Source organism: Pseudomonas sp. FP2254 (assembly GCF_030687695.1).
Classification (GTDB): Bacteria; Pseudomonadota; Gammaproteobacteria; order Pseudomonadales; family Pseudomonadaceae; genus Aquipseudomonas; species Aquipseudomonas quebecensis.
Genome location: NZ_CP117444.1, coordinates 1,656,074 through 1,674,538, shown reverse-complemented (window position 1 = coordinate 1,674,538; position 18,465 = coordinate 1,656,074). Strand labels below are relative to the sequence as shown.

Genomic DNA, 18,465 nt, shown 5'->3' with positions numbered 1-18,465 from the left:
CGCCTGCCGGCAGTCATCTGCAGACACTTGCCCTTGTTGGAGAGAGATCATGAGCGACAGCACAACCTTGCGCCCCGTCATCGAACACACGCCGTTCCAGACTCAGCCGACGCAGAATGTGCACGGTTGGGAACGCATCGGCTCGGTGGCCGGCGGCGTGATGATGGTCGGCAAAGGCCTGCGCCGTGGTGGCATTTTTGGTCTGATTCAGGTGGCGATTGGCGGCGTGGCGCTGGCCCGTGGCTTTACCGGGCACAGCTCGCTCAAGGACAAACTCGAGCAGGGCCGCCGTGAAATGAACAGCGTGCGCACCAAGATCGAACGTGCCGGGGAAGAGTTGAAGAATCTCAAGACCCGTGCGGAAGTGGCGGCCGAAAAAGCGGTTAAAACCACTGGCTGATCCCGACAGCTGAGCTGCTGGAGTTACAAATGAATGCAGGAGGTGGCGAGCCTCCTCCTGCAGTGGGATCTGTACAGGGTTGAGGATCAGCGCAGAAGCTTGGAATCGAGGACTACCGACGATTCGCCGATGATGCTTTCAGCCAGCTGCACAAATTCCGCCGTGGTGATGCGGTCGGCGCGCATCACCGCCTGCGCGAGATCATCGAGGGAGCGCTTGTTATGGGTTTTCACCCGGATCTCCCGATCCAGTTCCTGCAGCACCAGCACTGCCCGTGACACCGTCGCGCCGCTGACGTGTTCGCCGCGCAGGCTGGTGACGTCCTTGCTTTCCCTGGCCAACCGCGCCTGTATCGCCTGATACCGCTCATCGGTCACGCCGCCTGCACGGCGCAACAGTTCGATGGCGTAGAACTCGCCCATCCCTTCGCTGATCCAGTCACTGCTGTCATGGTCATTGAAACGGCCAATCGCCTGTACCACCTCACGGATCAACGGGCTGCCGCCGTTTTCACTGACCAGCGGCGTACGGCTGTTGAGAAAGATCGAATCGCGCGCTGAAAACGCGCCGCGGCGCATCGGGTCGCTGGCTCCAACCACCAGCAGCTTGGCCGGATGGCGCGGGAAGGCGGCTTCGACCTGGGGCCAGACGAAAGTCAGCAACGTCAGCACATCCATGCGCCGCATGCCCTGCGCTTTGGGCGATGCCACCGTGACTTCGGTTTCACCCAGGCGCACGCGGCGACTGCCGAGGTTGCCGGCAAGCATCCAGCCGGTGGGACGGTCAAACAGGCGCGAAACGTTGTCGACACGGAACTTGTGTTTGCCGATGCGCGGCCAGGCGGTTTCGATGCTCTTCCAGCCGGCCGGCAACTCGAACATCAGGCGCGAGACCAGCTCGACGCCATCCTGCTGGTCGAGCCGCGCGGTGGGCACCAGGTCCTCACCACGGAACATCGCCCAACCTGGGGTCACGCGCGCTTCATACACACCGGGTTTACGCGCCTGGGTGAGGCGAACCCGGTAGGTCAGGCTGGCCTTGTCGGCGCTCGGTTGCCACAGGCCGCGGTGGCCCGTGACTTTCCATTGCCCGTCGGCCTTGAAATCGCTGTAGGTGCCGTCGTGGCCCAGGTCGAAATCCAGACTACGCACCGCCGAACCTTGGGACAGGCTCACGCGGACTTCGGCCTGTTCGGTCTGGGGCAACAGTTTGACGTGGTAATCCAGGTCGACTTTTCGGGCGCTCCACGCCGCACTGCTGATGGCCAGCACCATCAGGCCCGCCGCCAGCTTGGCTGCAACCTTCATACACATTCCTCTCAGCCAGCGCGGAAGATCAGGTAATCCTCCCAGTCGTCTTCGGGCACGCTGCCTTCGCTGAGCATGCGTCCGGACTGGGAAATACGTTCGTGATGCACGGCGTCGCGGTCGCCGCACACCAGGTGGTGCCACAGCGGCAAATCCTTGCGTTCGCTCACCAGGCGATAACCGCAGGTGGGCGGCAGCCATTTGAATTGGTCGGCCTGGCCCGGGGTGAGCTGGATGCAGTCCGGCACCGACGCGCGTCGATTGGGGTAGTCGGTGCACTGGCAGGTTTTCAGGTCCAGCAACTTGCAGGCGATGCGCGTGTAATAAACGCTGTTGTCGTCTTCGTCTTCAAGTTTTTGCAGGCAGCACAAGCCACAGCCGTCGCACAGCGACTCCCATTCCTCCTGGTCGAGCTGTTCGAGGGTCTTGCGTATCCAGAAAGGTTCGACTTTGGCGGCCATGGCTCTACGTGGGTATCGGTCGGTAAAAGGGCCGCCAGTCTAGTGCGATGGCCGTCCGCGGCCAAGCGCTTACGACTGGCGGTGTTGCAAGACTTGTCAGTCTAGCGGGCGCGCAGTAGCTTTGAGCATCGAATTGACGATCAGGAACCACCTATGACCCGCGTTGCCGACTACCCGATCCATCCCCAATTCACCGACCGCTGGTCGCCGCGCGCGTTCACCGGCGAAAGCATCTCGAAGGAAACCCTGCTGAGTTTCTTCGAAGCCGCACGCTGGGCGCCGTCGGCCTACAACTCGCAACCCTGGCGTTTTCTCTACGCTCGCCGCGACACGCCGGACTGGGAACGCTTCCTGGGCCTGCTCAATGAATTCAACCGCAGCTGGGCACAGCACGCCTCGGCCTTAGTGATCATTGCCTCGAAAACCGACTTTGTCGCTCCCGGCGCCAGCGAAGAAACGCCGGCACTGTGGCATACGTTCGACACCGGATCGGCCTGGGGCCACCTGGCGCTGCAAGCCAGCCTCAGTGGCTGGCACACCCACGGCATGGCCGGCTTCGATCAGGAACTGACCCGCAACGAGTTGAAGATCCCAGAAGGCTATGCCCTGCATGCGGCGGTGGCGATCGGCAAGCTGGGGGACAAGGCGACCTTGCCGGAGTACTTGCAAGGCCGTGAAGCGCCCAGCCCGCGCAAACCGTTGAGCGAGTTGGTATCGGAGGGCGATTTCAGCCATTAAGGCTAAGCGTGTCGGGGATGGGCCAGGTGATACTTTGTCAGCGCTGCCCCTCCCCGGCAGGCACACGTTTGAATGTGCGGCGCATTCAAGTGCACGGGCTTTTCTGCCCCTGTCGACTAGGCAAGCAGCTCACTCAAGCGTCTCTTGAGATCGTTCTTGCTGCGCGTATACGCCGCGATTTCCATCTCATAAAGCGCCTCGCCCGGCACCATCAGTTCAGGCGGTAGCGACTGAATATCAACCGGATAGATTTTGTTGTCTCTGGAGGAATATAAAAGGTTCTTCAACTGCAGATCCTGGTGATAAACGCCCTTGGCTTCCATCCCGTTCAATGCGTCCTCAAGTAAGGTTCGAACCTCTGGGGGCAAACTGCGCTTTTCAATTTTCGCCATGCTGACGCCGTCCAGTTTCGGCATTTTGATATATGAGCGGCCATCCTCAAGAATCGCCGTGGCAAAACCCTCTCCGTAATATTGGTTCAGCGCTCGGGTTTTATGCCTCGTGTAGTCGGGCAGAACGTCGGAGCTCGTAGCCCCCATGTCCTTATAGGCACTACGCCCATCGAGACTCTCATAGACGACGCCTTCGGTACCTCGCCCAATCTCACGTCCCAGGTCCGCTTTCACTGAAGCCGGACTCCCCCCACGGGCTCCCAGTCGCTGCCATTGATCACCCTGGACATGCTCAACCAGCAACGACGTTTGTCGATTGTTGTGATAAACCCGCGCCTGCACCCTGCCATCCTCGGTGCGCGTGACCTGTCGGACTTCGTAAACAGCTGTCCGGCCCGTGCTGTCGGTGTGGCGAATATGCGATACGTGGCCATCGGCGGCGACATACACCCCCTGGCTGTTGCGTGGACACCCGGCGATCTTCGCTTCGGGCACGTTGAATGAGCCAAACAACGCATTACTCAGCTCAGCGTCCGGCGCCTTCGGCAACAGGGTCACCTTGCCCTCCACTGCGCGGGCAGCCGGTACAAAATCTTCGAGCGGACGGCCATAAGGCCGCATGGCCTGCGCGTCCAGGGCATACCATTTGCCATTGTGCAGCGTCGCTGCGCCTTCAACACGTTCACCAGCCACTTTGAAGCTGCCCGTTGCCACGTCACCGTATTGCTTGCTGGCAATTTTGAGCAGGTCATAGCTACCGGTGGCACCCTTGAGGTGATTCACCACAGTACGACCACCTCTCAACGCCAAGCGGCCACCGACCAATGCCAGATCGCCCAGACCGCTCAAGGGGTTGAACGCCTCAACCACAGTCGCGCCGACGAACCGCGCGGCCTTGGCCAGCCTGCTCGCCGTTGACAGAGTTTTACCCAATGCCTTGCCCGCTTGCGCAGCCTTGCCGGCACCCAGGGTGACCAGGCCGACCACATCCATGCCCAAGTCGAAGAGGCCCTGCCCGACACTGCCGTTTTGAAAGTTGACGATGGCCGAGCGTAAAGGGATGAGGTTCAGAAAGAACTCGGAAATCGCGTGGTTCCGGCTGCGGTCTTGATCATATGAAGTAACCCCTCTGGCCTCCTGCAGTAGATCGGCGTTGTTCAGGTCCAGTGATTTGACGAAAACATCGGCGATCAACTGGCTGCGAGGGGAATTAAAACTATCAGGCTGCCCCGTCCCCTGCGGTTGCTGCGCATAATGCGCGGCGCGCTTACCGTCATAGGGGTCAAACACTGCCGTTCGCGAGAGGATATTGGCCTCGCGCTGTTCCATTTTGCGGGTGGTATACGGCTCGGTACGTCGGCGTAGCAGGAAGTTCTCTTTTTCGATGACACCTCTGCGCGTGTCGATGGTGTAGAGGTTTGGGCCATCTCGGGTGGTGGTCTTCACCTCCAATGTGTGGCCTCTGACATGCAGGGCGGGAGGGGTGAGTAGATCACCGGCAATTGTGTATTGGTTGGTATGGAAGAATTCCAGCTTGCCCTCTTCCAGGTTCCTGCGGTCCTCCAAAGGCAACGTGGAGATCAGGTGCCGAACCAGGCGTTGCTGACCGTCCTCCAGTGCGCTCAGGGCCTCGTCATATGAAGCCTGGAGGGCGCGGCAACCCCCAATCCACCCTTCTCGTAAAGCGCGCAGAACCTTTGGACGGGTAGCCGTTTGTCAGTGCTTATCCAATGATCTTCAGGCCCCAGCGCGCCGCCTTCCATGACGACGTCCAGCATTGAGCGCTCGCCGGGATACAGGCCTGGCCGACCTTCCTTCAAGCGTGCTTTGTGGAGCGTGCGCACCTCAAAGAGGTGGCTGTCCAGGTCGGGAAACGCGGCCTTGAGCTGGGTAAGTGCCATCGCCTTGCGACTGGGAATGTCAGTTTGCAGCAACGTACTGGCGTCTTTGAGCGAACTCAGGTGATGGTTATACGCTGTTCGCACGCGCTCCATATCGCTGGCCGAAGGCACTTGTTCCGCGCCGACGAGAAAGCCACTGGCGATGCCCCAATCCCTCAGCGCCTGGTAATCGATAGGCTGGCTGACCGTTTCATCGCTATCGAGCTGTTCGGCAGCCAGCAGAATCTCGGCGTACCCCATGGCGAGGGTGCGTCCGGGTGTCTGCACCTCGATCCTGGCCACGGCCATCGTCAATTGTGCCCACAGGACGCTACCGTAGGTCATGCTTTGGGGAATGTCTTTGACCAGGTAGTGAGGAGCAGCCTTGGCCAGCAGCAGATAGGCTCCTAAATGGGCGGTCGTCGCGCTGACACGGCCTTGCTCGATCAAAAGTTTGCCTAGCGCCTCAACCACCGTTGAGGCCGGTTGCCCCCAATACTGGCTGCTCGCCAAGTCAAAACCGGCAACGTGATTGCGAGCGGGGGCCGCCAAAGACTCCGGATCAAGGCCCAACTGGATCGCCGTCATCACATAATCGCTGTTACAGCCCACGGCAGGCATACCGCCCAGCCGCGCCCGCAGGGCTTGCTCCAAAGCCCGCGCCTTGGGGGAGGCGAGCAGCTTCTCCATCGCGACCATCGGGTGTTTGAGGTCGGCCTCAACCACCGAGCTGCCACTGAGCAGATAGCCCAAGGCCCCCTTCCCGCCCTCAGGCAAAGGCAGACTTTGTAAGCCGGTTTCATTGCTGTGCAGCAGGTGGACGAGGGTGTTCTGGTCTTCACCGGGCATCGCTCGCGGCCAGGACAGGGCACCGCCGAGGTTCCCCAGCGGATGGGCCTGAGCTTGCGCGGACAGCGCATTTTTCAGCTCGACCAGCGCTTCCAGGGTTTTGGGCACCTGCAGCGCACAGCCTTGAAGGTACGCATCAAGACTGACCAGACGGTTGGGCGGCAGCGGCTGGGGTGGTTGATAGGAGGCGTCCTCGCACACATACATCGTTGTGCTGCTCAAGAGCGAGGCGAGCGCGGTCTCCATCCTTTCTCTGGCTTTGGCAGGAGTTAACGTGTCATCGGGCACGAGCTGGCCCGGGAGTTGCTGAATGACGGTCTGGAGCCGCCGACTCAGGGTTCGTCGGTCGCAGTGGTCGCCCAAGGCGTTCTTGAATGCCGAAATAGGTCGGGGCACAGGGGTGGCAAGCGTTTCAGACGGTTCGTCAGCGGAGGCGATAGCGGAGTGCAAATACTCCCTGTGGCGCACATAAACAGCAGGCGGTGTGGGTGTAGTCATGACAGTACCTGTCCTTAATCCAGTGGATATCCTTTAAAAGACGCAACCTTGCGCCTTTGCGATCACTGGGTGGCAGGCCCGCCAGGGCGGTTCCAACCGGACTGTCAGGTTTTGTGTACACGACCGAACGTAGATCAAAACGCGTCCGATGGCCGGGTGCGGCGGTCAGTAACCGCGCTCGAAATCCACTTCACCGCGCAAGGCTTGCTTTGCCTTGTATGCGCGTACGTTGTCCAGAAACAACTCCACCATCATCGGCGGCGACGTCGGCGCAGAGCTGTGCCCAGTCAACAACAGCCCCCAGGCGGTCCAGAATGGATGGCGCTGCGGCAGCGGTTCCTGGCGGCACACGTCGATCACCGCACCGGCCAGGTGCCCTTCTTTCAACGCCTCGACCAGATCCGCATCGACCACCGCCACGCCACGCCCGACGTTGATGAACAGGCCGGTGGGCTTGAACTGCTTGAACAGCGCCGCGTCGTACAGGTCATGGGTGTTGGGTGTGTTGGGCAACAGGTTGATCACATAATCCACCTCCCCCACCAACCGGCCCAGTTGGTCCGGCCCGGCCACTTCTATAAAGGGCTCCTGCTCACGTGCAGTGCTGGCGATGCCGTACAGCTTGACGCCAAACGGCACGAGGAATCGGGCGACGCTCTGGCCGATATCCCCCGTACCGACGATCAACACCTTGCGTCCGGCCAGGCTCTGGCCCATGCGGTTGTCCCACTTGCGCTCGACCTGGCTGACCAGGCGCGCCAGCACCTCGCGCTCATGGCCGAGCATGTAGGTCAGCACAAACTCGGCCATCACCTGGCCGAAAATCCCCACCGCACGGGTCAGGCGATAGTCGCGCGGCAAGCCGTCGGCCAGCAGCGGCGTGATGCCGGCCCAGGTCGACTGCAGCCATTGCGGGTGGTGGCCCTGGCGCAGCAGGGTCGCCAGCAGGTCCGGCTGGCCCAGCCACACCGGGCAGTCGGCGGCCAGGCGCGACAGCTCGGCGGAGTCGCCGCTGGTCAGCACTTCCAGCTCCGGCGCTGCTTCGCTGAGCAGTCGGGCATACAGCGGGTGATCCTGTTCAGCAATCAGAACACGCATGGTTCAAACCTTTCAAAAACAGTGCAGACGGCCGCCCGTATCCTTACGGCCACCGCCAACTCAAACGATTTCATTGAGAATGTGCCCCGGACAGGGCACCTACCGATCACATCGGGTCATTGCGACGCAGCAGCTCTTCGGGCAAGTGTTCGATGTACTCGTCCTCGGCCGGCGGCATTTGCAGGTGGTAGCCCTGTTTATCGAGGTTTTCCAGGACCACGGCGATGTCCTCGCGCGACAACTTACGCTCTGGTGTCAGGACCATGTCGAAGGCCAGGTGCGGTTTGCCGAACGCCACCATCAAGGGCTCGGGCACGCGCTCAAGGGCATCGCTCTTGAGCACATAGAGGTACATGCCGTCTTTTTTCAAGCTGCGGTAGATGGAGCAAATACGTTTCAAGGCTGTTCTCCGGCAGTGGCCAGGCTGTCGAGCAGCGCCTGGCCCATCAACTCGCGGCGCCAGCCACGCAGCGAGTCTGGCAATTGGTAAGGTCCATCGGGGTAGCCACTTTTAACCAGGGCTTCGAGGGTTTTCTTGCGCAGCATCAGTTCCGGCGCCATGTCCAGGCGTTCGGCTTCGGCCTGGCCGAGGGCGCGCAGCTGTTTGATCAGCGCGGCGGCATCCACCGGCAAGGGCTCGGCCACGGCCGGCGGCCATTGGTCCGCGGGCACACTGCCGGCACGCTTGATCAGGTCCAGCAGGAACTGCCCGTCCTGGCGCACGGTGCGCGGGTGCATGTCTTCGATCTTGCCCAGGGCGGCGAGGTTATCCGGCTGGGACTTGGCCAGGGGCCAGAGCGAATGTTCGCGGATGATGCGGTTGCGCGGCAGGTCCCGGGCACGGGCCTGCTGCTCGCGCCAGGCGCACAGCTCACGCAATACGGCCAACTGCGCGCGGGACAGTTTCCACGCCAGCTTGGCGTCGCGGTACACCTCGTAGGGGTCGACTTCGCGGCGCAGGTTGGCCACCAGTTCGGCGCCATCCTCCAGCACCCACGCGAATTTGTCGTCCGACAGGCGTGGACGCACGCGTTCGTAGACTTCGGCCAGGTGCACCGCGTCTTCGGCGGCGTAGCTGATCTGGGTCTCGGACAACGGGCGTTGCAACCAGTCCGAGCGGGTTTCGCCCTTGGGCAACTCGATGTCCAGTACGGCCTGGACCAGGCGCGAGTAGCCCATGGAGAAGCCAAGGTTCAGGTACGCAGCCGCCAGTTGGGTGTCGAACAGTGGCACCGGCAGGCTGCCGGTCAGGCGCAGCAGCACTTCGAGGTCTTCGCTGCAGGCATGCACCACCTTGATCACCGCCGGGTTTTCCAGCAAAGCAGCCAGGGGTTGCCAATTGTCGATGGTCAGGGGATCGATCAGGTAAGCGCGTACGCCGTCACCGATCTGGATCAGCCCGGCAATGGGATAGAAGGTGTCGACCCGCATGAATTCGGTGTCGAGGGCGACGAATGGCAACTGCTGCCATTCGGCGCAATGCTGGCCGAGGCTATCGTTGTCGCAGATCCAGTGAATATCGATGGCCACACGGCTCTCCCTTGAAGAATGGCGCGCAGTATATATCGCGAAAGAGCCTTGCGAGCATCCGCAGTGCACAGCCGATCATGAAAACTCAGACAGGCATTGAAGAATAGTCCGACAGGCGGGAGTTATCATCTCTTACGCAGAACATAGACACGCCATACCGCGGAGCCCGGTACGAATTCCTGATGGTGCAGCACCTTGAAACCCGCCTGGCGAAACTCGCCCTCAACCGCGGTGCGGGAGTTGACCGAGATAATCACGGTGTCGCGACTGACCCGATGAAACTCGCGCAGCAGCGCCAGGCGTCCTTCACTGTCGGGTACATGACGAAACAATTCCAGACAGAAGATGCAATCCACCGCGTTTTCCGACAGGCCGATGGAAAACGCCGAGCCCTGGAACGTCTTGACCCGCTTGAGCAAGGATGCCGGGTGATGGGTGCGGGCATGGTCGAGCATGGCCTGGGAGTTGTCCGACGCCAGAATCACGCGGTTGACGTGCTCGGCCAGCACCGGCCAGAAGCGCCCCGAGCCACAGGCCAGGTCGAGGATCAGCCCCGGCTCGCCGGCCACTTTCAATGCCTGGCGCACCAGCCAGGCATCGCGCCACGCCACCAGGCGCCGACGCAGCCCTGGCGGGCGCGTGTCACCGCAGACGCTGGCGTGTTCACGGCCACAGCGTTCGGCGTATTCGATCTCGATGGAGGATGGTGGTTGTGACGACATCTATGGGCTCATCTGGGCGAAACGGTAGTGAACGACCTTGATTGGCAGCTTAACGGCCGCCACGTGAAAAAAAGGTCGAAGACTTTCTACCGTTAATCCCGTCATGCCTGATGCAGGTACCAACGCCAATCCTGCTCCCCGACTTCGCCCATGAACTGGCGGTATTCGGCGCGTTTGACCGCCAGGTACACGCCGAGAAATTCTTCGCCGAACGCTTCGCGCGCCCATTGGGAGCCTTCCAGCGCGCGCAGGGTGGTGAGCCAGTCGGTGGGCAGCAGCTCTTTGGCCTGGGCGTAGCCGTTGCCTTGCACCGGAGCGCCGGGGTCGCGCTGCTCGCGCAGGCCACGATGGATGCCGGCCAGGATCGCCGCGGCAGCCAGGTAGGGGTTGGCGTCGGCACCGCAGATGCGGTGTTCGATATGCCGCGAAGGCGCCGGCCCGCCCGGCACGCGCAGGCTGACGGTGCGGTTGTCGACCCCCCAGGTGGCGGCCAGCGGTGCGTAGCTGTTGGCCTGGAAGCGCCGATACGAGTTGGCGTTGGGGCAAAACAGCAGCAACGCGTCGAGCAAAGTACTGAGCATGCCGCCCACCGCATGACGCAGCAGCGGCGTGCCATCGGCTGCGTCGCTGGCGAACAGGTTGTGGCCGTCGGCATCCGCCAGGCTGACATGCATGTGCAGGCCGGTGCCCGCCAGGTCGTCGAACGGTTTGGCCATAAAACAGGCGGTCATCCCGTGTTTGTGGGCCACACCCTTGACCAGACGCTTGTAGCGCACGGCTTCGTCCATGGCCTGCAGAGCATCGGCGCGGTGCTCCAGGGTGATTTCGACCTGGCCGGGGGCGTATTCGGAAATCGCCGTACGCGCCGGGATGCCTTGCAGCTTGCAGGCACTGTAAAGGTCGGCCAGAAACGGTTCGATCTGCTCCAGTTCGCGCAGGCCATAGACTTGGGTCGCGCGCGGACGGCCGCCGTCCTGGTCGCGCGCCGGTTGCGGGCGGCCGTGGCTGTCGGGTGTCTGGTCAAGCAGGTAGAACTCCAGCTCGGCCGCCATCACCGGGTAATAGCCGTCGGCCTTGAGCGCGTCCACCACCTTGGCCAGCAGCTGGCGCGGGTCCGCCACGGTGGCGGGCAGGCCTTCGCGGGGGTGCATGCTCACCTGCACCGCTGCGGTGGGGATCAACCTCCACGGCATGCGTTGCAAGCTGCCGCTGATCGGGTAGGCGCGGCAGTCGATATCGCCCACGTCCCAGACCAGGCCGGAATTTTCCACGTCATCGCCGTTGATGGTCAGGCCCAGAATGGTGCTGGGCAGCGGGCGGCCGCTTGCGTACACCGCCAGCAGTTCATCGCGGTGCAGCAGCTTGCCGCGTGGCACGCCGTTGTTGTCGAGGATAAACAGCTCGAACAGTTCAATGTCCGGGTTGTGTTCAAGAAAGGACTGGGCTTCGTGCAGGCTGGCAAAAATACTCATGGGGGCTCTCATACGGGTACGTCAGGCAGGCGCGCGGGCGCCACCGGGCAGATGCGCACAGGTGTGCGTCATCCAACGGGACAATCAACGTAGGAGAGCGGTATCCGGCGGGCGCGCGTGACGGCAGTGGAACAGCGCCCAGAACGCCAGCGCGGACGGCAGTGTCGCGAGGTGAGCGTCGGGGGAAGCGGCCATGGGCAATCACACTGGTGGGATGCGCGCCAGCCTCACACGCGGTGACCGCCGGTTAAATTCACGCTTGGCGGAGTGTGGTTGCAGCCCGGCTAAACAATCGTCACGCCTTGCCACCCTGCCCCGCGCTGGAAATAATGGCCACCCGCCCTCACCCCAAGGACTCGACCGCATGAAAGCTCCTTTAGCCCTCTGTGTACTGGCGAGCCTGGCCACGTCGGCCCTGGCCGACACCGGTGCGTCGCGCCTCGATGAGGTGTTGCAGCGTGGCACCCTCAGCGTGTGCACCACCGGCGACTACAAGCCCTACACCTCGCTGCGCGCCGATGGCCGCTATGAAGGCATCGACATTGCCATGGCCGAGTCCCTGGCCAAAAGCCTCAACGCCAGGATCCAATGGGTGCCTACCACGTGGAAAACCCTGATGCCGGACTTCCTGGCCCAGCGCTGCGATATCGCGGTGGGGGGCATTTCGGTGTCGCTGGAGCGTCAGAAAAAGGCCTTTTTCAGTCAGTCCCTTGGTGTCGACGGCAAGATCCCGCTGGTTCGCTGCGTCGACGTGCAGCGCTACCAGAGCGTCGAACAGATCAACCAGCCCCAGGTACGAGTGATCGAACCGGCAGGCGGTACCAACGAAGTGTTCGCCCGTACGCACTTGGGCAAAGCGCAGATTCGCCTGCACGACAACGTGACGATTTTCGACGAGTTGCTGGCGGGCAAGGCCGACGTGATGATCACCGATGCCAGCGAGGCGCGCTTCCAGCAAAAGCTCAAGCCGGGGCTGTGCGCGGTCAACCCGGACAAGCAAATGCAGTACAGCGAAAAAGCCTTTCTGCTGCCCCGGGACGACGTGGCGTGGAAAAGCTATGTGGACCAGTGGTTGCACCTGAGCGTGGCCACCGGCGTGTACGACGGCATCGTCAATCAATGGCTGGCGGCGCCCTGAGCCATAGGCGTCTACGCTGTGCTCACATCAACAAGAACGAGGAAGGGTTCATGAAGGGACTGCTGAGAATGACCTGGCTGCTGCTGTTGGGATTCAGCCAGGTGCATGCCGATACCGCTCAGGATGACGATGCCCAGGCCGCGAAGGCGCTGCTGGAAAAAGCCCTGGTTTATTACCAGAGCAATGGCGACAAGGCCTTTGCCGCTTTCAGCCGCCAGGGGGAGTTTGTCGACCATGACCGCTATGTGTTCGTGGTCGACACCCAGGGTGTCTTGCTGGCCAGTGGCGGCCCCTCCTCCGCGTTGATCGGCCGCGACGTATCCGAGGTGCTCGGGCCGGAACTGCGCGAGTCATTCGAGCAGGCGCTCAAGGTGCCCGAGGGCCAGGGCATGCAGCAGGCCGACTATCGCTGGCAGAACTGGAACGACGGCAAGGTCGAACACAAGCACGTGTTTTACCAGCGCGTGGGCGAGCGCATCCTGGCGGTGGGTTACTACCTGCCACGGGCCACCCCGGAACAGGCCCGGGCGCTGCGCAACAAAGCGGTGAATGCGTTGGTCAAGGACGAAGCCGGTACGCTCAAGGCGATCAACTCACTGCAGGGCGGCTTTCTGCAGGATGACCTGTACGTGTTCGTGGTGGACCTCAATACCCAGCGCTACGTGGCCCATGGCACCACGCTGCGGTTGATCAACACCGACTTCAGCAAGATCAAGGATCCCGACGGCAAACCGGTGGGCGAGCCGATACTCAAACTGATGACGGAGCAGGACCAGGGCGAATACAAATACCGCTGGAAAAACCCGATCACCGACAAGGTCGAGAACAAACATGCGTATATCCGCAAGAGCGGGCATTACATGGTTGCGGTCGGCTACTACAGCCCCTGATCGGCATTGGAATGCGTTCAGGTGGCAGACTTGCCCCCGCCCCAGTTTTAGTCTTCATGGTGCCGGTTATTTCGCCTTGTCCTCGCGCCCGCGCAGTAGGCGGTTGGGCATGGCCATGGCCGCCGCCAGCCCCAGCAGCGACACCGCCGCACTCACCAGCAGCAAGTGTCGGAATGTCACTGCCAGTTCGGCGCGCAGGGCATCCTGCGCCGGGCCGGGGGCGGCGTTGAGGCCGTCGAGCAGCACGTTGCCCGAACTGCCCTCGGCCACCAGCGCGCCGCTGGACAGGTGGGCGAAGCCGGAGTCCTGCAGCAGCGCCAGCAGCAACGCCGACATGCAGGCCACGCCCACCGCACCGCCCAGCGAACGGAACAGGTTGGTGGTGCTGGTGGCCACGCCGATATCCGGCTGCGCCACCGAATTCTGCGCACCCACCAGGGAGGTCGGGAACTGCATGCCGGCGGCGATCCCGCAGAGCAGCATGAACATGGCGGTGAGCAACACATCCTGGGGCGCGCTGTAAGCCATGCCGAAGATGGCCAGCGGGCTCAACAATGCACCGCTGAGGATCATCGGTTTATAGCGCCCGGTCACCGAGGTCCGACGCCCGGCGCAGTAGGCACCGATTGGCAGGCCCATCGCCAGCGGCAGCAGGTGCAGGGCGGCGCTGTCGGCACCGGCGCCGGTCACGGTCTGAAAGCGCAACGGCATCAGCACGGTCAGGGAAATCGCCTGGAAACTGGTGAAAAAAATCGTGCACCAGCACAACACCGCACTGGCATTGGCAAACAGATGCATCGGCAGCAGCGGTTCGCGCGCGCGGCGTTCATGCCACACGAACAGCGTCAGCACCACCAGCGCGCCGGCCAGCAGGCCCAGCACCTGCGAGTCACGCCAGGAATGGCCCTGGCCGATTTCAGTGACGCCCAGCAACAGGGCGGTCAAACCGATGATCATCAGCACAGTGCCGAGGTAATCGATGATCGGCTTGCGCTGAGGCACCGGCAGCCCCACCAGGGTGCGGTGGGCCACGTACCACGCAGCGGCGCCCAGAGGCAGGTTGATCAGAAACACCCAGCGCCAGGACAGGTACTCGGTCATGTAACCGCCCAGCACTGGCCCGGCCACACTCGCCACCGCGTACATGCTGCTGAAATAGCCCTGGTAACGCCCGCGTTCGCGAGGCGCGATGATGTCGCCGATGATCGCCTGGCTCACCGAAACCATGCCCCCGGCGCCGATCCCTTGCAGCACCCGCGCCAGCACCAGTTGCTCCATGCTGTGCGCCATGCCACAGAACAGCGACGCCACGGTGAACACGCCCATGCCGATCAGCATCATCGGCCGACGCCCATACAGGTCGCCGAGCTTGCCGTAGATCGGCACCGCCACCGTCATGGCCACCATGTAGCCGGAAATCACCCAGGCCAGCAGATTGACGTCGTGAAAACGCGCCGAGATGGCCGGCATGGACACCGCGACGATGGTCTGGTCAAGGGCGCCAAGAAAGATGGCCATCATCAGCGCGACCAGAATACTGCGCACGGCGGGTAACGGCGGGGTGGGATGATTAAGCTGAGTCACGCAGGAACCTTCGAACAAGGTCGTGGGAAAGGCGCCCCACGACAATGGCGAATACGATAGCAGGCTATTCGATAGCCTCATAAGGAAGTCCGACGTAATTTTCCGCGATCGTCCGGCGCCCGGCTTCGGAGTCGATGAAGTAGTCCAGCTCACTCTGGGCGATGCGCTGGCTGAACCCGTCGGCTTCATCAAACGTGTGCAGCATGGAAGTCATCCACCAGGAAAACCGCTCGGCCTTCCACACCCGGCGCAGGCAGATCGCCGAGTACTGTTGCAGCAAATCCACCCGGCCCTGGCGATACACCTTGAGCAGAATCCTGAACAAGGTACTGACATCACTGGCCGCCAGGTTAAGGCCCTTGGCGCCGGTAGGGGGCACGATGTGCGCGGCGTCACCCAGCAGAAACAGGCGCCCGTACTGCATCGGCTCCACCACGAAGCTGCGCAGCGGCGCGATGCTTTTTTCGATCGACGGCCCGGTCACCAACTGCTCGGCCAATGCGGCGGGCAGACGCTGTTTGAGCTCTTCCCAGAACCGCGCATCCGACCATTGCTCCAGTGCTTCATCCGCCGGCACCTGCAGGTAATAGCGACTGCGGGTGGGCGAGCGCATGCTGCAAAGGGCAAAGCCACGAGGGTGCTTGGCGTACACCAGTTCCGCGTGCACCGGTGGTGTGTCGGCGAGGATGCCCAGCCAGCCGAACGGGTAGACCCGTTCGAAAATGTTCAAGGCATCGGCCGGGATCGATTGGCGGGCGACTCCGTGAAAACCGTCGCACCCGGCGATGTAGTCGCACTCCAGGCGAAACGTCTGGCCCTGATGTTCGAAGGTCAGCCAGGGCCGATCGCTCTTGAGGTCGTGGGGCTGGACGTCACGTGCTTCATACAGAGTGATGGCGCCCGCATCGGCACGCGCCGCCATCAGGTCACGGGTGACTTCGGTCTGGCCGTAGACCATCACGGATTTGCCGCCGGTCAACGCTTTGAGGTCGATGTGGGCGAGCCTATCGTTGAGCGCCAGTTCGAAGCCGTCGTGCACCAGGCCGTCGCGATCCATGCGCTGGCTCACGCCGGCTTCGCGCAGCAGATCGACCATGCCCTGCTCCAGCACGCCGGCACGAATGCGGCCGAGCACGTAATCGGCGCTCTGGCGCTCAAGGATCAGAGTCTGGATGCCGGCGTTGTGCAGCAACTGGCCGAGGAGCAGTCCGGATGGACCGGCGCCGATAATGGCGACTTGGGTGTTCAGCGTTTTCATTATTTTTATGGCCCGCAAGTTCCACCCGAACGGATCGAGTGAAAGAGTTGTCATTGGTCTTGTAGCTGACATTTTTCACTTGAGCGCCCAGCATAAGAAGGTGAAAACTGCGCCAAAGCCTGCGCTTTTTGCCAATCGGGGCGATTACCGCACAACTATCCCGAGTATCGGATTTAAACCATGACCAAAACCGCGATTCCGGTCTTCAAGCTTTACGGGGAAAGCCAGCAATGGCCGACGCCCGATTTGTTGCACTGCGAAACCATTTCCCGGCGCAGTCGGGAATACCAGTGGGAAATCCAGCCCCACCGGCACGCGGATCTGTGCCAATTGCTTTATGTGCACAAAGGCCAGGCCCAATTGGAAATCGAAGGCCAGCGCACCACCCTCAATGAAGCCACGTTGCAGGTGCTGCCACCGCTGTGCGTGCATGGCTTCCACTTTGCCGAGGATGTCGAAGGTTACGTGCTGACGCTGGCGGCCCCGCTGGTGGACCATCTACAGGCGCAACTGGGCGCCACGGCCGACGCGTTGCAGATGCCGGGCAGTTACCCGGCGGGCAAGGACAGCGAGTACCTCAACCGCCTGTTCGCCCGCCTGCAGGAGGAATACGCCGATGAGCAACCGGCCCGAGACATGCTGATGCATGCCCTGGTCAGCGTGTTGCTGGTGTGGATCAGTCGTCAGGCAATCCAGCGTCGTCACCCTCGGGCGCCACGCGGGCGTGAGTATTTCCGGCGGTTCACCCAACTGGTTGAACAGCACTACCGCGAGCATCCGAAGATCGAAGACCTGGCCCACAAACTGGGGATCTCGGTGTCGCACCTGAACGGCACTTGCCGTGAATTGGGCGGCCAGCCCGCGCTGCAGATCATGCATGACCGCCAGTTGCTGGAAGCCAAGCGCTTGCTGACGTACACCAGCATGACCATCAATGAGATGTCTGAGGTGTTGGGTTTTTCCGACCCGACCAATTTCTCGCGGTTGTTCCGTCGCCGGGTCGGCTTTTCGCCCAAGGCCTTTCGCGAGCAGCTTAAATCCAGGCAGCCTACCTGAGCGCGCTGAAACTGCCGCTGCGCGGAACGCACAGATCCTGATGGCAGCTGATCGCAAAGGTCGGCTGCATACGGGTTTGCTCGACGCGGTAGGCGGCCGTTGCGTAAAGCGCGCTGGCCAAGACGCTGAGGGCGAAAATCGTCAGGTACTTGCGGGTTTTGATGCTCATGGCACTGACCTCTGCACGGTTCTACACGGTGCTGTTTAAAGCATAGGTCAGTCAGGGCAGGTTGCCATTATTGGCCGCCATTCAACCCGTTTATGTCGCGTATAAGCCCTCATCCCACGCCGGCTCCTCGGGAAAGCGCAGGACCAGGAAATCCAGCAGGCTGCGCAACGCCGAGGGCATGTGTTTGCGCGAGGCGTAGACCGCGTAGATGTTCATCTGCCGGGGATCGGCGCCAGGCAGCAGGCGTACCAGTTCACCACGACGAACATAGTCGCCCGCCTGATAGCTGGGCAGCATGGCGACCCCGGCGCCGGCCAGGGTAAGGCGCAGTAAGGTGCTGGCCTCGTTGGCGGTGATATTGCCGCTCACCGGTACCGACACATGCTCACCCCGCTCGTCGAAATGCCACAGGCTCTTGCCGAAATAGGAGTGGGTGAGGCAATTGTGGCGCGCCAGGTCTTCGACTTTGCGCGGCGCCGGATGCTCGCGCAGGTACTCAGGCGTGGCGCACACTACCGAGCGGCAAACGCTGAGGCGCCGGGCGATCAGGTTGGGGTCCAGGTCGTTGCTCATGCGAATCGCCAGATCGATGCGCTCATCCACCAGGTTTACCGTGCGGTCGAGCAGTTGCAGATCCACCGTCACCAACGGGTGGCGCTTGACGTATTCGGCGATGGCCTCGGCCAATTGCACCTGGCCGAACGACGTACTCACACTCAGGCGCAACAGGCCGCGAGGCGCGTCGTCCGGTTCGCTCACGGCGGCCTGCATGTCGGCACCCAATTCCAGCATTTGCCGGCAACGGGGCAGGGTTTCGCTGCCCGCTGCGGTCAGGCTGAGCTTGCGTGTGGTGCGGTGCAGCAGGCGCGCGCCGACCCAGTCCTCCAGCTCGGCCAGATAGCGCGATACCACCGGGCGTGACAGGTCCAGATGATCGGCGGCGGCGGATTGGCTGCCCAGGTCGACCACGGTGACAAACACGCGCATTGCTTGAAGACGATCCATGATCTGCCCGCTTTTAGA

General features: G+C 62.2%; 18 protein-coding genes. 5 read left to right on the top strand and 13 right to left on the bottom strand.

Going from position 1 to position 18,465, the window contains the following annotated elements; genetic code table 11:
- Positions 1-49 precede the first annotated feature (49 nt).
- Positions 50-400 carry a DUF2892 domain-containing protein gene (locus PSH94_RS07760; RefSeq protein ID WP_181078002.1) on the top strand — a complete coding sequence of 117 codons (351 nt, stop codon included), beginning with the start codon at positions 50-52 and terminating at the stop codon, positions 398-400.
- A gap of 86 nt (positions 401-486) precedes the next feature.
- On the opposite strand, the gene PSH94_RS07755 is transcribed toward PSH94_RS07760, so the two are convergent.
- Together PSH94_RS07755 and PSH94_RS07750 are read right to left on the bottom strand one after the other, a co-directional pair.
- Complete coding sequence (locus PSH94_RS07755; protein ID WP_253511226.1) at positions 487-1,707, bottom strand: hypothetical protein; 1,221 nt, start codon at positions 1,705-1,707, stop codon at positions 487-489.
- A gap of 11 nt (positions 1,708-1,718) precedes the next feature.
- Entirely contained in the window at positions 1,719-2,168 is a 450-nt protein-coding gene (locus PSH94_RS07750) for a YcgN family cysteine cluster protein (protein ID WP_043046481.1), read from the bottom strand.
- 153 nt (positions 2,169-2,321) lie between these two features.
- On the opposite strand from PSH94_RS07750, the gene PSH94_RS07745 reads away from it, so the two are divergent.
- A complete protein-coding gene (locus PSH94_RS07745) occupies positions 2,322-2,906 on the top strand; it encodes a nitroreductase family protein (protein WP_253511223.1) in 585 nt (194 codons plus the stop codon).
- 116 nt (positions 2,907-3,022) lie between these two features.
- On the opposite strand, the gene PSH94_RS07740 is transcribed toward PSH94_RS07745, so the two are convergent.
- From PSH94_RS07740 to PSH94_RS07710, 7 genes are all read right to left on the bottom strand, one after another.
- A complete protein-coding gene (locus PSH94_RS07740; protein WP_305437016.1) occupies positions 3,023-4,870 on the bottom strand; it encodes a serine/threonine-protein kinase in 1,848 nt (615 codons plus the stop codon).
- 50 nt (positions 4,871-4,920) lie between these two features.
- Positions 4,921-6,525, bottom strand: coding sequence for a hypothetical protein (locus PSH94_RS07735; RefSeq protein ID WP_305437014.1), 1,605 nt, complete (start codon positions 6,523-6,525; stop codon positions 4,921-4,923).
- Between the two features lie 165 nt (positions 6,526-6,690).
- Positions 6,691-7,623 (bottom strand): D-2-hydroxyacid dehydrogenase, encoded by a 933-nt coding sequence (locus PSH94_RS07730; protein WP_253511220.1) that lies wholly within the window; start codon positions 7,621-7,623, stop codon positions 6,691-6,693.
- 106 nt (positions 7,624-7,729) lie between these two features.
- Positions 7,730-8,023: a YcgL domain-containing protein gene (locus PSH94_RS07725; protein ID WP_181077992.1), complete on the bottom strand. Its 294-nt coding sequence runs from the start codon at positions 8,021-8,023 to the stop codon at positions 7,730-7,732.
- Entirely contained in the window at positions 8,020-9,153 is a 1,134-nt protein-coding gene (gene rnd / locus PSH94_RS07720; protein WP_305437011.1) for a ribonuclease D, read from the bottom strand. Before rnd ends, PSH94_RS07725 begins: the two co-directional genes overlap by 4 nt.
- Before the next feature lie 125 nt (positions 9,154-9,278).
- Positions 9,279-9,875: a class I SAM-dependent methyltransferase gene (locus PSH94_RS07715; RefSeq protein ID WP_181077989.1), complete on the bottom strand. Its 597-nt coding sequence runs from the start codon at positions 9,873-9,875 to the stop codon at positions 9,279-9,281.
- Between the two features lie 101 nt (positions 9,876-9,976).
- Positions 9,977-11,347 carry a glutamine synthetase family protein gene (locus tag PSH94_RS07710; protein ID WP_181077987.1) on the bottom strand — a complete coding sequence of 457 codons (1,371 nt, stop codon included), beginning with the start codon at positions 11,345-11,347 and terminating at the stop codon, positions 9,977-9,979.
- 364 nt (positions 11,348-11,711) lie between these two features.
- Here PSH94_RS07710 and PSH94_RS07705 point away from each other — a divergent pair, with 364 nt between their 5' ends.
- Together PSH94_RS07705 and PSH94_RS07700 are read left to right on the top strand one after the other, a co-directional pair.
- Positions 11,712-12,485, top strand: a complete 774-nt coding sequence (locus PSH94_RS07705; protein ID WP_253511207.1) for a transporter substrate-binding domain-containing protein — start codon at positions 11,712-11,714, stop codon at positions 12,483-12,485.
- 50 nt (positions 12,486-12,535) lie between these two features.
- Entirely contained in the window at positions 12,536-13,375 is an 840-nt protein-coding gene (locus tag PSH94_RS07700; RefSeq protein ID WP_305437009.1) for a cache domain-containing protein, read from the top strand.
- A gap of 66 nt (positions 13,376-13,441) precedes the next feature.
- Here the strand turns inward: PSH94_RS07700 and PSH94_RS07695 are convergent, their stop codons facing one another.
- Positions 13,442-14,959 carry an MDR family MFS transporter gene (locus PSH94_RS07695; RefSeq protein ID WP_285428636.1) on the bottom strand — a complete coding sequence of 506 codons (1,518 nt, stop codon included), beginning with the start codon at positions 14,957-14,959 and terminating at the stop codon, positions 13,442-13,444.
- A gap of 64 nt (positions 14,960-15,023) precedes the next feature.
- Positions 15,024-16,217, bottom strand: a complete 1,194-nt coding sequence (gene pobA / locus PSH94_RS07690; RefSeq protein WP_181081060.1) for a 4-hydroxybenzoate 3-monooxygenase — start codon at positions 16,215-16,217, stop codon at positions 15,024-15,026.
- A gap of 180 nt (positions 16,218-16,397) precedes the next feature.
- On the opposite strand from pobA, the gene PSH94_RS07685 reads away from it, so the two are divergent.
- Complete coding sequence (locus PSH94_RS07685; protein WP_181081061.1) at positions 16,398-17,273, top strand: helix-turn-helix domain-containing protein; 876 nt, start codon at positions 16,398-16,400, stop codon at positions 17,271-17,273.
- Here PSH94_RS07685 and PSH94_RS07680 read toward each other — a convergent pair.
- Together PSH94_RS07680 and PSH94_RS07675 are read right to left on the bottom strand one after the other, a co-directional pair.
- On the bottom strand, positions 17,266-17,442 hold the full coding sequence (locus tag PSH94_RS07680) for a hypothetical protein (RefSeq protein WP_181081062.1): 177 nt from the start codon (positions 17,440-17,442) through the stop codon (positions 17,266-17,268). The two genes, PSH94_RS07685 and PSH94_RS07680, sit on opposite strands and share 8 nt — an antisense overlap.
- A gap of 90 nt (positions 17,443-17,532) precedes the next feature.
- The gene (locus PSH94_RS07675) at positions 17,533-18,447 is read right to left on the bottom strand and encodes a LysR family transcriptional regulator (protein WP_181081063.1); all 915 of its coding nucleotides are present in this window, start codon (positions 18,445-18,447) and stop codon (positions 17,533-17,535) included.
- Positions 18,448-18,465 lie beyond the last annotated feature (18 nt).

Excerpts from the sequence above, each read along its gene's own strand:
- PSH94_RS07675 (WP_181081063.1), bottom strand. The coding sequence starts at position 18,447 with ATGGATCGTCTTCAAGCAATGCGCGTGTTTGTCACCGTGGTCGACCTG.
- PSH94_RS07730 (WP_253511220.1), bottom strand. The coding sequence starts at position 7,623 with ATGCGTGTTCTGATTGCTGAACAGGATCACCCGCTGTATGCCCGACTG.
- PSH94_RS07735 (WP_305437014.1), bottom strand. The coding sequence starts at position 6,525 with ATGACTACACCCACACCGCCTGCTGTTTATGTGCGCCACAGGGAGTAT.
- PSH94_RS07755 (WP_253511226.1), bottom strand. The coding sequence starts at position 1,707 with ATGAAGGTTGCAGCCAAGCTGGCGGCGGGCCTGATGGTGCTGGCCATC.
- PSH94_RS07750 (WP_043046481.1), bottom strand. The coding sequence starts at position 2,168 with ATGGCCGCCAAAGTCGAACCTTTCTGGATACGCAAGACCCTCGAACAG.
- PSH94_RS07680 (WP_181081062.1), bottom strand. The coding sequence starts at position 17,442 with ATGAGCATCAAAACCCGCAAGTACCTGACGATTTTCGCCCTCAGCGTC.
- PSH94_RS07745 (WP_253511223.1), top strand. The coding sequence starts at position 2,322 with ATGACCCGCGTTGCCGACTACCCGATCCATCCCCAATTCACCGACCGC.
- PSH94_RS07705 (WP_253511207.1), top strand. The coding sequence starts at position 11,712 with ATGAAAGCTCCTTTAGCCCTCTGTGTACTGGCGAGCCTGGCCACGTCG.
- PSH94_RS07715 (WP_181077989.1), bottom strand. The coding sequence starts at position 9,875 with ATGTCGTCACAACCACCATCCTCCATCGAGATCGAATACGCCGAACGC.
- PSH94_RS07685 (WP_181081061.1), top strand. The coding sequence starts at position 16,398 with ATGACCAAAACCGCGATTCCGGTCTTCAAGCTTTACGGGGAAAGCCAG.
- pobA (WP_181081060.1), bottom strand. The coding sequence starts at position 16,217 with ATGAAAACGCTGAACACCCAAGTCGCCATTATCGGCGCCGGTCCATCC.
- PSH94_RS07760 (WP_181078002.1), top strand. The coding sequence starts at position 50 with ATGAGCGACAGCACAACCTTGCGCCCCGTCATCGAACACACGCCGTTC.
- PSH94_RS07700 (WP_305437009.1), top strand. The coding sequence starts at position 12,536 with ATGAAGGGACTGCTGAGAATGACCTGGCTGCTGCTGTTGGGATTCAGC.
- PSH94_RS07710 (WP_181077987.1), bottom strand. The coding sequence starts at position 11,347 with ATGAGTATTTTTGCCAGCCTGCACGAAGCCCAGTCCTTTCTTGAACAC.